Below are 14,282 nucleotides of genomic sequence, written 5' to 3' on the forward strand. Positions count from 1 at the left end.
CGTTACTCTCCTTGCGGGGCGCTTTCAGCGGCAGCGGCTGGCGCTTCGGCTGCGGGTTCTGCCGCAACGCCCGGCTGTGCCAGCAGGTTGCGCACGCGCGTCTGCATCAGCTTCTCCAGAATAGGCTGGCTTTCCAGCTTATCCGGCACGTTCATGGTGATATTTTGCTGGCTCAGCTTATCGATATCGTCGAGGAAGGCGGTGGTCGTCGCATCATCGGTATTGTAGTAAGCACGTACCCACGTGGAGACGTTATCCAGCGCCTGTTTGTAGGTCTCTTCCTGATGACGCGGTACGGCCTGCGCCGCTACCAGCAGGCGAGAGCGAATGTTTTCGCGCAGGTATACATCCTGATTCGGCGCTAACAGCGGGACAGCGGTCTCGTCGCGACGGCGGATCGTGATGAAGCTGTCCATAAAGTTCTGCCAGCTTTTTTGCAGGTTAATGCGCCATTCGCTCAGAGAGCTGGAGAGCTCAGTTCCGTCGGAATCCATCGGGGAGTCGTCGTCGTTATTATCCGCAAGCTGCAGGTTATCAATCTGGTTCGAGAGCTGATTCACCTTGAGGATGATACCGTCGTAATCCACCTGCGATACGGCAGACAGGCTGGCGATATCTTCGGTAATAGCGCGGCGCGCGGTAATCAGGCTTGGGTCGTTCATGTCCGCCAGGCTCGCGTCGGCGCTTTTCAGCAGCGCGGCGGCGGTGGTGACGTCCTGATCGCTCCACAGCTTACGTCCGGCCAGCTTCACCAGAAAATCGGCCTGAGAGAGCAGCCAGGTTTTGGCATCGGTACCGGAAATGGTGGCCACTTTTTCCTGCACTTCGCCCAGCTGTTTGGTCAGCTCTTCCTGCTTGCTGTTGGCGGCAGCAAGCGCATCGGCCTGCTGTTTGATCACGCCTTCCAGCTCGGTCTTCTGCGTCTCCTGCGCTTTTTGCAGGGCGGTAATTTGGTTCACCAGCGCGTCGCTGGTCACCGTCTGGTTGGTGCCTTGCTTCTTCACCAGCCCATAGAGGCTCACGCCTGCGGCCAGCGCAATCGCGATGGCAATGACGCTCAGCGTAAGGCTGGTTTTGTTGCTGCCGTTTTTCTTCTCCGCGGCATTTTCAGCCGTCTCTGGCTGTGGCGTGAGATCCACAGTCTCCCTGGTCTCTTCAACCACGGCGGAGGATTTTTCGTGTTCCGTCATTATGGCTTCCCATTTGAGAGTTATTGTAATGCGCGCAGCAGCGCATCGTTGTCGGCGTTATCAGCGATCCGAATATCCTGCCAGCCCAGTTCCCGGGCGTGGTTCGCCAGACGCTCACTGACGACCAGAAGCCGACAGCGGAGTAACCAGTTTTCACGATACCATTGCGGTATAAGCGACCAAAGCTGCTGCAGCATCTCACCGCTGGTCACCACCAGGGTGTTGATACCACGCATATGCCAGCGCATCGCTTCTTCCGCACCATCATAATTTTTTGCGCAGCGCTGATAGCACTCGCAGAACGTGACGTCAGCACCGCGATCCCGCAGGGTTTCCCCCAGCAGTTCACGCCCACCGTTGCCGCGTAAAATAAGAGCACGCTTTCCGGCAATAGTTTGTAATTCAGGTAATTGTAGCAAGACTTCGCTGATTTCCCGATCTAACGGGTAGCGAACGTCAATTCCGCTAACGGTATGTAAGGCCAGTGCCGTAGTCCGCCCGATAGCGAAATAGTGAGGCGCGCTCGGCCAGCGTAGCCCCTGTTGCTGCAGCTGCGCATGGGCAAACTCTACGGCGTGCTGCGACAGGGCGAAGACCAGATCGCCTTCCTGCAGGGTACTCATTTGGTCGGCAAGCAAGGGCAGCTCCCGACCGGGGGAGAATTCAATCAGCGGAAAACTCCAGGCCACCTGCCCCAGTGTGCGCAGACGGCTCACTAATTGCTCTCCTGCGGGAGAAGGGCGGGTGACAAGAATACTCATGCAGGGGGTTCTCCATTATAAACCTCAGCCAGAATCTCGCGGGCACCGTTGTTCAACAGCTCTTCCGCCAGCGATACGCCAAGCGCTTCAGCATCTTGCGGCTGGCCGCGGCGCTCGCCGCGTACCATCTGAGAACCGTCCGGTGCGCCAACCAGCGCGCGCAGCCACAGTTCCCCGTCTGTTAATTCAGCATAGCTGCCAATTGGCACCTGACATCCCCCTTCGAGGCGGGTATTCATGGCGCGCTCTGCTTTCACGCGGATTGACGTCTCGTCGTGATTGAGCGGCGATAGCAGCGCGCGGGTCCGCTCATCATCCAGACGACACTCAATGCCGACGGCACCCTGACCAACGGCCGGGAGCGACAGCTCGGGCGGCATTGCGACGCGAATGCGTGATTCCAGCCCCAGGCGTTTCAGGCCTGCAACGGCAAGGATAATGGCGTCGTAATCACCGTTATCCAGTTTGCTCAGACGCGTGCCCACGTTGCCACGCAGCGAACGGATCTCAAGATCCGGCCGGCGCTCAGCCAGCTGACACTGGCGGCGTAAACTTGACGTGCCAACCACGCTGCCTTCCGGCAGCGCATCCAGCGAGTCATAGCGGTTGGAGACAAACGCATCGCGCGGATCTTCGCGCTCGCAGATGGTCACCAGCCCCAGCCCTTCCGGGAACTCAACGGGCACATCCTTCATTGAATGCACGGCGATATCGGCGCGATTCTCAAGCAGCGCCGTCTCCAGCTCTTTGACAAACAAGCCCTTTCCGCCGACTTTCGCCAGTGGCGTATCAAGAATCACATCGCCACGCGTTACCATTGGCACCAGTTCGACACGCAATCCGGAGTGGCAGGCCTCAAGGCGCTGCTTAACATAATGTGCCTGCCAGAGCGCAAGGGGGCTTTGGCGTGTGGCAATTCTCAAAACATTGTCTAACATGCTTGTTACCGTCATTATCAATCACTAACCATCCTAACATTGTTGACACTCGGATGGCAGTTTTCCGGTTAATGAAGCGGGAGAGGGACAAGGCGGCGTACTCGTCAGCCACAGCCGTATTCAGGAATTTACATGTACAGAACGGTGCTACACTTGTATGTAGCGCATCTTTCTTTACGGTCAATCGGCAAGGTGTTAAATTGATCACGTTTTAGACCATTTTTTCGTCGCTACCACCATAAAGAAAGGGCGAATAAAGGTAACGGTTCTCTTTTTGAAATATTGCGGGCCCGCTGTTATTCGATTGTGGAATAACATGCTACGCCCGGAAACATCAGGCGATACGTCTTGTACCTCTATATTGAGACTCTGAAACAGAGACTGGATGCCATAAATCAACTGCGTGTCGATCGCGCGCTTGCTGCTATGGGCCCTGCTTTCCAGCAGGTTTACAGTCTACTGCCGACATTATTGCACTATCACCATCCGCTGATGCCGGGTTACCTCGATGGTAACGTTCCCCAGGGCATTTGCCTCTTCACGCCTGATGAAACCCAACAGCACTATCTGAACGAGCTGGAACTTTACCGCGGCATGCCGCCTCAGGAATCCCCAAAAGGAGAGCTGCCGATTACCGGCGTTTACTCCATGGGGAGTACCTCATCGGTAGGGCAAAGCTGTTCCTCTGACCTGGACATCTGGGTCTGCCATCAGTCCTGGCTCGATAACGAAGAGCGCCAGCTGCTGCAGCGTAAATGCAGCCTGCTGGAGAGCTGGGCGGCCTCGCTCGGCGTGGAAGTGAGCTTCTTCCTGATTGATGAAAACCGTTTCCGTCATAACGAAAGCGGCAGTCTCGGGGGTGAAGACTGCGGCTCGACGCAGCACATGCTGCTGCTGGATGAATTCTACCGCAGCGCCGTGCGCCTGGCCGGTAAACGTATTCTGTGGAATATGGTGCCGTGCGATGAAGAAGAGCATTACGACGATTACGTCATGTCGCTCTATTCTCAGGGCGTGCTGACGCCAAACGAATGGCTGGACCTGGGCGGCCTCAGCTCCCTGTCCGCCGAAGAGTACTTTGGCGCAAGCCTCTGGCAGCTCTATAAGAGCATCGACTCACCGTATAAAGCGGTGCTGAAAACGCTGCTGCTTGAAGCCTATTCCTGGGAATACCCAACGCCGCGCCTGCTGGCGAAAGACATCAAACAGCGCTTGCACGACGGGGAGATCGTCTCCTTTGGTCTTGATGCCTACTGCATGATGCTGGAACGCGTCACCGAATACCTGAAAGCCATTGATGACACCACGCGTCTTGACCTGGTGCGTCGATGTTTCTATCTCAAAGTCTGTGAAAAACTCAGCCGCGAACGCGCGTGCGTTGGCTGGCGTCGTGAAGTGGTCAGTCAGTTAGTCAAAGAGTGGGGTTGGGACGAAGAGCGCCTGTCCATGCTCGATAACCGCGCCAACTGGAAAATCGATCAGGTGCGTGAAGCGCACAACGAACTGCTTGATGCGATGATGCAAAGCTACCGCAACCTGATCCGCTTTGCGCGCCGTAACAACCTCAGCGTCTCCGCCAGCCCGCAGGATATCGGGGTGTTGACCCGTAAGCTGTACGCCGCCTTTGAAGCGCTGCCGGGTAAAGTAACCCTGGTTAACCCGCAGATTTCGCCGGACCTGTCAGAACCGAACCTGACCTTTATCTTTGTGCCGCCGGGCCGCGCAAACCGCACCGGGTGGTATCTCTACAACCGTGCGCCAAGCATGGACTCGATCGTCAGCCATCAGCCGCTGGAATATAACCGCTATCTGAACAAGCTGGTAGCCTGGGCCTGGTTTAACGGCCTGCTCACCTCGCGCACGCGCCTGTTTATCAAAGGCAATGAGGTTGTCGATTTGGCCAAGCTGCAGGAGATGGTGGCGGATGTGTCGCACCACTTCCCGCTGCGCCTGCCGGCACCGACGCCAAAAGCGCTTTACAGCCCGTGTGAGATCCGCCATCTGGCGATCATCGTTAACCTCGAATACGACCCGACGGCGGCCTTCCGCAATCAGGTGGTCCACTTTGATTTCCGCAAGCTGGACGTCTTCAGCTTTGGCGAGCAGCAAAATTGCCTGGTGGGCAGCGTAGACCTGCTGTACCGCAACTCGTGGAACGAAGTGCGTACGCTGCACTTCAACGGCGAGCAGGCGATGATCGAAGCGCTGAAAACTATTCTTGGCAAGATGCACCAGGACGCCGCGCCGCCGGACAGCGTGGAGGTGTTCTGCTACAGCCAGCATCTGCGCGGACTTATCCGTACCCGCGTGCAGCAGCTGGTGTCTGAATGCATCGAGCTGCGCCTTTCCAGTACCCGCCATGAAACCGGTCGCTTCAAGGCGCTGCGCGTCTCCGGCCAGACCTGGGGCCTGTTCTTTGAGCGCCTGAATGTGTCGGTACAGAAGCTGGAAAACGCAATCGAGTTCTACGGGGCAATCTCGCACAACAAGCTGCATGGACTGTCGGTGCAGGTGGAAACCAACCACGTCAAACTGCCGCAGGTGGTGGACGGCTTTGCGAGCGAAGGGATTATTCAGTTCTTCTTTGAAGAGTCAGGCGAGGATGCCGGTTTTAACATCTATATTCTGGATGAAACCAACCGCGCTGAGGTGTATCACCACTGTGAAGGCAGCAAAGAAGAGCTGGTGCGCGACGTCAGCCGCTTCTACTCGTCGTCGCATGACCGCTTCACCTACGGCTCAAGCTTTATCAACTTTAACCTGCCGCAGTTCTACCAGATCGTGAACGTGGACGGCCGTGTGCAGGTGATCCCGTTCCGCACCCAGGCCGTTGCGCCTGCCGTTCCTGCGAATCAGGATACCGCCCCGCTGCTGCAGCAGTATTTCTCCTGATCTTTTTCGCCGGGTGGCGCTGACGCTTACCCGGCCTTCGGTCCGAGTCGTTGTAGGCCCGGTAAGGCGTAGCCGCCACCGGGCAACAAAACTACCTGAAACTCACCGTCTCACCCGCCTGCGCGGTCGCCGCCTGCTCCAGCAGATCCCAGAACGTTTCGCCGCTGCGGTCGCACACCCACTCATCACCCTTTAGATCGAAGTGATAGCCGCCCTGTTTGGCCGCCAGCCACACCTGGTGAAGCGGCTCCTGACGGTTAATAATAATTTTGCTGCCGTTTTCGAAGCTTAAGGTCAGGATGCCGCCGTTGATCTCACAATCGATATCGCTGTCGCCGTCCCAGTCGTCCAGACGCTCTTCGATGGTCATCCACAGGGTGTCGGCAAGGCGATGGAATTCACTGTCGTTCATGGTTTTGTTCCTGTTTTTCGTGATGGCGGCAGTATAACGCTAAATAATTCCCGTTGCAGGAAAGCGGCAAACTCTTGCTTTTGTGTCTTCTCCTGCGATGATAGAAACAGATTTGAACTTACGGGCAACTTTATAATGAAAAACGTCTTCGGAACGCTTGCCGTTCTCATCACGCTGTTTAGCCTGACCGGCTGTGGACTGAAAGGGCCGCTGTACTTCCCGCCTGCGGATAAAACCGCACCACCGCCGACCAAACCGGTGCAAAGCGGCATTGAGTCTTCAACGCCGGACACGAACGATCGTGGCAACAACGGTGGCCCGACTCAGGTTAACCTCTGACAGATTACGTTCTGTACCCGCGCAATGGAGCAAATGATGCAGTTCTCTAAGATGCATGGCCTTGGCAACGATTTTATGGTCGTCGACGCGGTAACGCAGAATGTCTTTTTCTCACCGGAGCTGATTCGCCGCCTGGCGGATCGACACGTGGGCGTAGGGTTCGATCAGCTGCTGGTGGTTGAACCGCCGTACGATCCCGACCTCGATTTCCACTACCGCATCTTTAACGCCGACGGCAGCGAAGTTAACCAGTGCGGCAACGGCGCGCGCTGTTTTGCCCGCTTTGTGCGTCTGAAAGGGCTGACCAACAAGCGTGATATTCGCGTTAGCACTGCCAATGGCCGTATGATCCTCAGCGTCACTGACGATGAGCTGGTGCGCGTGAACATGGGCGAACCAAACTTCGAGCCATCCGCCGTGCCGTTTCGCGCAAACAAAGCGGAAAAGACCTATATTATGCGTGCGGCCGAGCAGACAGTATTGTGCGGCGTGGTCTCGATGGGCAACCCGCACTGCGTGATTCAGGTTGATGACGTGGACATCGCGGCGGTCGAAAGCCTTGGGCCGGTACTTGAGAGCCACGAGCGCTTCCCGGAGCGGGCGAACATCGGTTTTATGCAGGTGGTGAAGCGTGAGCACATTCGTCTGCGGGTTTATGAGCGCGGCGCGGGCGAAACTCAGGCCTGCGGAAGCGGTGCCTGTGCGGCTGTTGCCGTGGGCATCTCTCAGGGGCTCCTGGCAGAAGAGGTCCGCGTGGAGTTACCGGGCGGTCGTCTTGATATCGCCTGGAAAGGACCGGGTCATCCACTGTATATGACGGGCCCGGCGACACAAGTTTATGACGGGTTTATCCATCTATGAAACAACCAGGGGAAGAACTACAGGAAACAGTGACGGAGCTGGACGACAGAGCTGTTGTTGATTATCTGCTGAACAATCCTGAGTTCTTTATCCGCAATGCACGCGTCGTTGAACAGATGCGCGTGCCGCATCCGGTACGCGAGACCGTGTCGCTGGTCGAATGGCACATGGCGCGCTCGCGCAACCATATCAATCAGCTCGAAGAGAACATGACGCTGCTGATGGATCAGGCCAGTAATAACGAAAGCCTGTTCTATCGCCTTCTGCACCTGCAGGCGCGTCTGGCCTCCGCCCACAGCCTTGAAGAGTTCCTCAGCCGCTTCCACCGCTGGGCGCGCGAGCTTGGGCTGGCGGGCGCAACGATTCGCCTCTTTCCGGACCGCTGGCGCATTGGCGCACCCTCCGGTTTCACCCATCTGGCGTTGAGCCGTCAGGCGTTCGAGCCGCTGCGCATTCAGCGTCTGGGCCACGAGCACCACTATCTGGGGCCGCTAAACGGGCCCGAGCTGCTGGTGGTCTTGCCAGAAGCCAAAGCAATTGGCTCGGTGGCGATGTCGCTGATGGGGCGCGATGGCGATCTGGGCGTGATGTTATTCACCAGCCGCGACGCGCACCACTATGAGCAGGGGCAGGCAACGCATCTGCTGCAGGAGATTGCCCTGATGCTGCCCGAGCTGCTGGAGCGCTGGGTTGAGCGCGTATGACGGACGAACTGCTCGCCGCTGACGTCTCGCGCTTTCTGCGCTATCTGAGCGTTGAGCGTCAGCTAAGCCCGATTACGCTGCTCAATTACCGACGCCAGCTCGATGCCATCCTGCAGATTGCCGACGAGATCGGCCTGAAAAGCTGGCAGCAGTGTGACGCGGCGACGGTGCGCGGGTTTGTGGTGCGTAGCCGTAAAAAAAACCTCAGCCCGGCAAGCCTCGCGCTGAGGCTGTCTGCCCTGCGCAGCTTTTTCGACTGGCTGGTCAGCCAGGGCGGCTTAAAAGCCAATCCGGCAAAAGGCATCGCCACGCCGAAAGCCCCGCGCCATCTGCCGAAAAATATCGATGTCGACGACGTAAACCGCCTGCTGGATATCGATCTTAACGACCCGCTGGCCGTACGCGACCGCGCGATGCTGGAGGTAATGTACGGTGCAGGCCTGCGTCTCTCTGAACTGGTGAACCTCGATATAAAGCATCTCGATCTGGAGTCCGGCGAAGTGTGGGTGATGGGCAAAGGCAGCAAAGAGCGCCGCCTGCCGATTGGCCGCAACGCGGTCTCCTGGATTGAACACTGGCTGGATCTGCGCGGGCTGTTTGGCGCAGAAGAAGATGCGCTGTTTTTATCGAAGCTCGGCAAGCGGATCTCGGCGCGTAACGTGCAGAAGCGCTTTGCGGAGTGGGGCATTAAGCAGGGGCTGAACAGCCACGTGCATCCGCACAAGCTGCGCCACTCGTTTGCTACCCATATGCTTGAATCAAGCGGCGATCTGCGCGGCGTGCAGGAACTCCTCGGTCACGCGAACCTGTCGACCACCCAAATCTATACCCACTTAGACTTCCAACACCTTGCCTCGGTGTATGACGCGGCGCATCCACGCGCCAAACGGGGGAAATAATGCGTTTTTACCGCCCACTCGGTCAGATCTCTGCCCTGACGTTTGACCTTGATGACACTCTCTATGACAACCGCGAGGTGATCCTGCGTACCGAGCAGGAGTCGCTGGCGTTTGTGCAGAACTACCATCCGGCATTGAAAGCGATGCAGAACAAAGATTTTCAGCAGCTGCGTCAGTCTCTGCGGGAGACCGAGCCGGAGATTTACCACGACGTAACCGAATGGCGCCGCCGTGCGGTCGAACAGGCGATGCTCAGCGTTGGCCTGAGCGCGCGCGAGGCGGCCATTGGCGCGGAGGCATCAATGGAAAACTTCGCCAAATGGCGCAGCCGTATTGACGTACCGCAGGAGACTCACGACACGCTGGCGAAGCTCGCGGAGAAGTGGCCGCTGGTGGCGATCACCAACGGTAACGCCCAGCCTGAACTCTTTGGCCTCGGGGATTACTTTGAGTTCGTGCTGCGCGCGGGCCCGCACGGGCGCTCGAAGCCGTTCAGCGACATGTATCACCTGGCGGCGGAGAAACTCAATCTGCCGCTCGGTGAGATCCTGCACGTCGGCGACGACCTGACCACGGACGTGGCCGGGGCGATCCGCTGCGGCATGCAGGCCTGCTGGATCAGGCCGGAAAATGCCGACCTGATGACCACGCCGGACAGTCGTCTTCTGCCGCACGTGGAAATTTCGCGGTTGGCATCCCTCACGACGCTGATATAATCACCAGTAATATTGTATAAATTACCAGGGGTTTGCAGTCGTAGCCCCGGTAAGCGAAGCGCCACCGGGCGTTTTGCTGTGTTCCTGAATACTATGTGACGGTGCCAATGGACGTTTCTTACCTGCTCGACAGCCTTAATGACAAACAGCGTGAAGCCGTAGCGGCCTCGCGCACCAACATGCTGGTGCTGGCTGGGGCGGGCAGTGGTAAGACGCGCGTGCTGGTTCACCGTATTGCCTGGCTGCAGAGCGTTGAGAACTGCTCCCCATACTCCATCATGGCGGTAACGTTTACCAACAAGGCGGCGGCAGAGATGCGCCACCGTATCGCACAGCTGATGGGCACCAGCCAGGGCGGCATGTGGGTCGGCACCTTCCACGGCCTGGCGCACCGCCTGCTGCGCGCGCATCATATGGACGCCAACCTGCCGCAGGATTTTCAGATCCTCGACAGCGAAGACCAGCTCCGTTTGCTGAAGCGTCTTATCAAGGCGATGAACCTCGACGAGAAGCAGTGGCCGCCGCGTCAGGCGATGTGGTACATCAACGGTCAGAAAGACGAAGGGCTGCGCCCGCACCACATTCAGAGCTTCGGTAACCCGGTCGAGCAGACCTGGCAAAACGTCTACAAGGCCTATCAGGAAGCGTGCGATCGCGCTGGTCTGGTCGATTTCGCCGAGCTGCTGCTGCGCGCCCACGAGCTGTGGCTCAACAAGCCGCATATCCTTCAGCACTACCGTGAACGCTTCACCAATATCCTGGTGGATGAATTCCAGGATACCAACAACATTCAGTACGCGTGGATACGCCTGCTGGCCGGCGATACCGGCAAGGTGATGATCGTGGGCGATGACGACCAGTCGATCTACGGCTGGCGCGGGGCGCAGGTGGAAAACATCCAGCGCTTCCTCAACGATTTCCCCGGCGCACAGACCATTCGTCTGGAGCAGAACTACCGCTCGACGAACAACATCCTCAGCGCGGCTAACGCCCTGATCGAAAACAACAACGGGCGTCTGGGTAAAAAGCTGTGGACCGACGGCGTCGACGGCGAGCCTATCTCTATCTACTGTGCGTTCAATGAACTCGACGAAGCCCGCTTCGTGGTGAACCGCATCAAAACCTGGCAGGACAACGGCGGCGCGCTGGAGCAGTGCGCAATTCTCTATCGCAGCAACGCCCAGTCGCGCGTGCTGGAAGAGGCGCTGCTGCAGGTGGGCATGCCGTACCGCATTTACGGCGGTATGCGCTTCTTCGAACGCCAGGAAATCAAAGATGCACTCTCGTATCTGCGTCTGATTGCTAACCGTAACGATGATGCCGCGTTTGAGCGCGTAGTGAATACGCCAACCCGCGGGATTGGCGACCGCACGCTGGACGTGGTGCGCCAGGCATCTCGCGATCGTCAGCTTACGCTGTGGCAGGCGTGCCGCGAGCTGCTGCAGGAGAAAGCCCTCGCCGGACGCGCCGCCAGCGCGCTGCAGCGCTTCATTGAGCTGATTGATGCGTTGGCGCAGGAAACCGCCGACATGCCGCTGCACGTGCAGACCGACCGGGTGATTAAAGACTCCGGGCTGCGCATCATGTACGAGCAGGAGAAAGGCGAGAAGGGCCAGACCCGTATTGAGAACTTAGAGGAACTGGTGACGGCAACGCGCCAGTTCAGCTACAACGAAGAAGACGAAGACCTGATGCCGCTGCAGGCGTTCCTCTCCCACGCCGCGCTGGAAGCGGGCGAGGGGCAGGCGGACACCTGGCAGGATGCGGTTCAGCTGATGACCCTCCACTCCGCCAAAGGGCTGGAGTTCCCGCAGGTGTTCATCGTTGGGGTAGAAGAGGGGATGTTCCCAAGCCAGATGTCGCTGGATGAAGGCGGGCGCCTGGAAGAAGAGCGTCGTCTGGCCTACGTGGGCGTGACCCGTGCGATGCAAAAGCTGACGCTGACCTACGCCGAAACCCGCCGTCTGTACGGTAAAGAGGTGTATCACCGTCCGTCGCGCTTCATCGGCGAGCTGCCGGAAGCCTGCGTGGAGGAGGTGCGCCTGCGCGCCAGCATCAGCCGTCCGGTAAGCCATCAGCGCATGGGTTCGCCAATCTCTGAAACCGACACCGGCTACAAGCTGGGCCAGCGCGTTCGCCATTCGAAATTTGGCGAAGGCACCATCGTGAATCTGGAAGGCAGCGGCGAGCACAGCCGCCTGCAGGTCGCGTTCCAGGGGCAGGGTATTAAATGGCTGGTAGCGGCCTATGCTAAGCTCGAAACGGTGTAACTTTCAGAAAAATATCATTATTTTGTAATGATCTGCTAACCTTATATGTTGAAGGTCAATTAATGCCCTTCAGCGTTTCGTTGCGTGTTGACGCCACAGTTATTGCTGGCGTAACATGCGCGCACGATTACGCTAAGAGGACATTCGCCTTGGACACACCCAGTAGATACTGGCTCAATTCCCTGTCATCCAGGAACAACTCCTAAGGCTATCTCCTCTTGCTGATGGCCTTAGTGGTTGTCAGCGACCGCATCATTCCCGTCGCACTGAGTCAGGCTGTTTAATGGTCTGAAACCCAAATTGTTTCTGTGTGCCCACCGAACTGTCCGATATTTTTTGCATTGGGAGTCCCGGTCATGTTGAGCGCATTTCAACTCGAAAATAACCGACTGACTCGGCTTGAAGCCGAAGAGTCGCAGCCCCTTGTGGATGCCGTATGGGTGGATCTGGTCGAGCCGGACGACGATGAACGCCTTCGCGTACAATCAGAGCTGGGGCAAAGCCTGGCAACCCGTCCTGAACTGGAAGACATCGAAGCATCGGCACGTTTTTTTGAAGATGAAGACGGCCTGCACATTCACTCCTTCTTCTTTTTTGAAGACGCAGACGACCACGCGGGCAACTCTACCGTGGCGTTTACCGTTCGCGACGGCCGCCTGTTTACCCTGCGCGAGCGCGAACTGCCGGCGTTTCGTCTCTACCGCATGCGCGCCCGCAGCCAGGCGATGGTGGACGGCAACGCCTACGAGCTGCTGCTCGACCTGTTCGAAACCAAAATCGAACAGCTGGCGGATGAAATCGAAAACATCTACAGCGACCTGGAAAAGTTGAGCCGCGTGATCATGGAAGGCCATCAGGGCGATGAGTATGACGAAGCGCTCTCCACGCTGGCGGAGCTGGAAGATATCGGCTGGAAGGTGCGTTTGTGTCTGATGGATACCCAGCGCGCGCTGAACTTCCTGGTGCGCAAGGCGCGTCTGCCGGGCGGCCAGCTGGAGCAGGCGCGTGAGATTTTACGAGATATCGAATCCCTGCTGCCGCACAACGAATCCCTGTTCCAGAAGGTGAACTTCCTGATGCAGGCGGCGATGGGCTTTATTAACATCGAGCAGAACCGCATCATCAAGATCTTCTCGGTGGTGTCCGTGGTGTTTCTGCCGCCGACGCTGGTGGCATCGAGCTACGGGATGAACTTTGAGTTTATGCCCGAGCTGCGCTGGAGCTTCGGCTACCCGGGGGCGATTGTCTTTATGATCCTCGCCGGGCTGGCGCCGTATCTGTACTTTAAACGCCGGAACTGGCTGTGAGAATCCGCCCGGTGGCGCTACGCTTACCGGGCCTACGATCGTGTACCCTCTCCCTTTGGGAGAGGGTTAGGGTGAGGGGAGCACTACAATCCTTTACGCACTCTGCGCTGGGTATAAATCGCATCCGCAACAAAAATCGCTAACGCCACCCAGATAAAGGCGAAGGTCACCATCTTATCCGCACCCGGCACTTCGCCGTAAAACACCACCGCCAGCAGGAACATCAGCGTCGGGCCGATATACTGGAAGAAGCCCAGCGTCGAGAGGCGCAGGCGCGTTGCCGCACCGGTGAAGCACAGCAGCGGGATAGTTGTGACGACGCCTGCTGCCATCAGCATCAGGTTCAGCGACCACGGGTTGCTGCCCATATGACTGGTGGCGCTGTCGGCAATACCAAACAGGTAAATCGCGGCCAACGGCAGCAGCCAGAGTGTTTCAAACAGCATCCCGGTCTGGGCTTCAACGGCGATTTTCTTACGCACCAGACCGTAGAACGCAAAGCTAAACGCCAGACCCAGCGCGATAACCGGCAGGGAGCCGAAGGTCCACAGCTGCACCAGTACGCCACACAGGGCCAGGATCACAGCCACCCACTGCATACGGCGGAAGCGTTCACCGAGGAATATCATCCCAAGAACGATGTTCACCAGCGGGTTAATAAAATAGCCCAGGCTCGCTTCGAGCATATGGTGGTTATTCACCGCCCAGATGAAGAGCAGCCAGTTGCCGCCGATGAGCACCGCAGAGAGCGCCAGCAGGAAAACCTTCTTTGGGGTTTTAAGCAGCGTTTTCACGCCCGACCACTGACGGCTGACGCTCATCAGCGCAATCATAAAGAAGAACGACCAGATCACGCGGTGAGTGAGGATCTCGTCAGCCGGAACGTAGGCGATAAGCTTGAAGTACGCCGGTGCGATACCCCAAATAAAATAAGCGGCAAGGGCGAGTAAAACGCCCTGCCGCGTCTGTTTAGCATCCATCGGGATAATCCGT

The 14,282-nt window shown here is 57.8% G+C and carries 14 protein-coding genes; 9 read left to right on the forward strand and 5 right to left on the reverse strand.

Annotated features, from left to right (window positions below; all coding sequences use genetic code 11):
- Positions 1–2: 2 nt before the first annotated feature.
- The 3 genes from hemX to hemC are packed head-to-tail and all read right to left on the reverse strand — an operon-like array spanning position 3 to position 2,889.
- Positions 3–1,190 (reverse strand): uroporphyrinogen-III C-methyltransferase, encoded by a 1,188-nt coding sequence (gene hemX, locus D5067_RS00865; protein WP_119936327.1) that lies wholly within the window; start codon positions 1,188–1,190, stop codon positions 3–5.
- Positions 1,191–1,210: 20 nt separating this feature from the next.
- Complete coding sequence (gene hemD / locus D5067_RS00870; protein WP_119936326.1) at positions 1,211–1,951, reverse strand: uroporphyrinogen-III synthase; 741 nt, start codon at positions 1,949–1,951, stop codon at positions 1,211–1,213.
- Positions 1,948–2,889, reverse strand: a complete 942-nt coding sequence (gene hemC, locus D5067_RS00875) for a hydroxymethylbilane synthase (protein WP_148102657.1) — start codon at positions 2,887–2,889, stop codon at positions 1,948–1,950. The genes hemD and hemC overlap by 4 nt, the downstream gene beginning before the upstream one ends.
- Positions 2,890–3,237: 348 nt before the next feature.
- Between hemC and cyaA the strand changes: the two genes are divergently transcribed.
- Positions 3,238–5,781, forward strand: a complete 2,544-nt coding sequence (gene cyaA / locus D5067_RS00880; protein WP_119936323.1) for a class I adenylate cyclase — start codon at positions 3,238–3,240, stop codon at positions 5,779–5,781.
- Between the two features lie 91 nt (positions 5,782–5,872).
- Here cyaA and cyaY read toward each other — a convergent pair whose 3' ends face one another.
- Entirely contained in the window at positions 5,873–6,193 is a 321-nt protein-coding gene (cyaY, locus tag D5067_RS00885) for an iron donor protein CyaY (RefSeq protein ID WP_006179235.1), read from the reverse strand.
- A 135-nt stretch (positions 6,194–6,328) separates the two neighbouring features.
- Here cyaY and lptM point away from each other — a divergent pair, with 135 nt between their 5' ends.
- The 8 genes from lptM to corA all read left to right on the forward strand — a co-directional run bounded on the left by lptM (position 6,329) and on the right by corA (position 13,289).
- The gene (gene lptM, locus D5067_RS00890; RefSeq protein ID WP_119936322.1) at positions 6,329–6,532 is read left to right on the forward strand and encodes an LPS translocon maturation chaperone LptM; all 204 of its coding nucleotides are present in this window, start codon (positions 6,329–6,331) and stop codon (positions 6,530–6,532) included.
- Positions 6,533–6,568: 36 nt separating this feature from the next.
- A complete protein-coding gene (gene dapF / locus D5067_RS00895) occupies positions 6,569–7,393 on the forward strand; it encodes a diaminopimelate epimerase (protein ID WP_119936321.1) in 825 nt (274 codons plus the stop codon).
- Positions 7,390–8,097, forward strand: a complete 708-nt coding sequence (locus tag D5067_RS00900) for a DUF484 domain-containing protein (RefSeq protein ID WP_119936320.1) — start codon at positions 7,390–7,392, stop codon at positions 8,095–8,097. Before dapF ends, D5067_RS00900 begins: the two co-directional genes overlap by 4 nt.
- A complete protein-coding gene (gene xerC / locus D5067_RS00905; protein ID WP_119936319.1) occupies positions 8,094–8,996 on the forward strand; it encodes a tyrosine recombinase XerC in 903 nt (300 codons plus the stop codon). Before D5067_RS00900 ends, xerC begins: the two co-directional genes overlap by 4 nt.
- Positions 8,996–9,712, forward strand: a complete 717-nt coding sequence (yigB, locus tag D5067_RS00910) for a 5-amino-6-(5-phospho-D-ribitylamino)uracil phosphatase YigB (RefSeq protein WP_119936318.1) — start codon at positions 8,996–8,998, stop codon at positions 9,710–9,712. The genes xerC and yigB overlap by 1 nt, the downstream gene beginning before the upstream one ends.
- Positions 9,713–9,819: 107 nt before the next feature.
- Positions 9,820–11,982 (forward strand): DNA helicase II, encoded by a 2,163-nt coding sequence (gene uvrD, locus D5067_RS00915; protein WP_119936317.1) that lies wholly within the window; start codon positions 9,820–9,822, stop codon positions 11,980–11,982.
- Between the two features lie 149 nt (positions 11,983–12,131).
- Positions 12,132–12,188, forward strand: a complete 57-nt coding sequence (ysgD, locus tag D5067_RS00920) for a YsgD/CorL family protein (RefSeq protein ID WP_212743980.1) — start codon at positions 12,132–12,134, stop codon at positions 12,186–12,188.
- A 150-nt stretch (positions 12,189–12,338) separates the two neighbouring features.
- Positions 12,339–13,289 (forward strand): magnesium/cobalt transporter CorA, encoded by a 951-nt coding sequence (gene corA, locus D5067_RS00925; protein ID WP_119936316.1) that lies wholly within the window; start codon positions 12,339–12,341, stop codon positions 13,287–13,289.
- Between the two features lie 83 nt (positions 13,290–13,372).
- On the opposite strand, the gene rarD is transcribed toward corA, so the two are convergent.
- Positions 13,373–14,269, reverse strand: coding sequence for an EamA family transporter RarD (gene rarD / locus D5067_RS00930; protein WP_119936315.1), 897 nt, complete (start codon positions 14,267–14,269; stop codon positions 13,373–13,375).
- Positions 14,270–14,282: the final 13 nt, after the last annotated feature.

Origin of the sequence: Enterobacter huaxiensis, assembly GCF_003594935.2 — a bacterium.
Taxonomy (GTDB): Bacteria; Pseudomonadota; Gammaproteobacteria; order Enterobacterales; family Enterobacteriaceae; genus Enterobacter; species Enterobacter huaxiensis.

Coding starts and splice junctions, on each gene's coding strand:
- rarD (WP_119936315.1), bottom strand. CDS start 14,269: ATGGATGCTAAACAGACGCGGCAGGGCGTTTTACTCGCCCTTGCCGCT.
- xerC (WP_119936319.1), top strand. CDS start 8,094: ATGACGGACGAACTGCTCGCCGCTGACGTCTCGCGCTTTCTGCGCTAT.
- lptM (WP_119936322.1), top strand. CDS start 6,329: ATGAAAAACGTCTTCGGAACGCTTGCCGTTCTCATCACGCTGTTTAGC.
- uvrD (WP_119936317.1), top strand. CDS start 9,820: ATGGACGTTTCTTACCTGCTCGACAGCCTTAATGACAAACAGCGTGAA.
- corA (WP_119936316.1), top strand. CDS start 12,339: ATGTTGAGCGCATTTCAACTCGAAAATAACCGACTGACTCGGCTTGAA.
- hemD (WP_119936326.1), bottom strand. CDS start 1,951: ATGAGTATTCTTGTCACCCGCCCTTCTCCCGCAGGAGAGCAATTAGTG.
- cyaY (WP_006179235.1), bottom strand. CDS start 6,193: ATGAACGACAGTGAATTCCATCGCCTTGCCGACACCCTGTGGATGACC.
- hemC (WP_148102657.1), bottom strand. CDS start 2,889: ATGTTAGACAATGTTTTGAGAATTGCCACACGCCAAAGCCCCCTTGCG.
- hemX (WP_119936327.1), bottom strand. CDS start 1,190: ATGACGGAACACGAAAAATCCTCCGCCGTGGTTGAAGAGACCAGGGAG.
- dapF (WP_119936321.1), top strand. CDS start 6,569: ATGCAGTTCTCTAAGATGCATGGCCTTGGCAACGATTTTATGGTCGTC.
- yigB (WP_119936318.1), top strand. CDS start 8,996: ATGCGTTTTTACCGCCCACTCGGTCAGATCTCTGCCCTGACGTTTGAC.
- D5067_RS00900 (WP_119936320.1), top strand. CDS start 7,390: ATGAAACAACCAGGGGAAGAACTACAGGAAACAGTGACGGAGCTGGAC.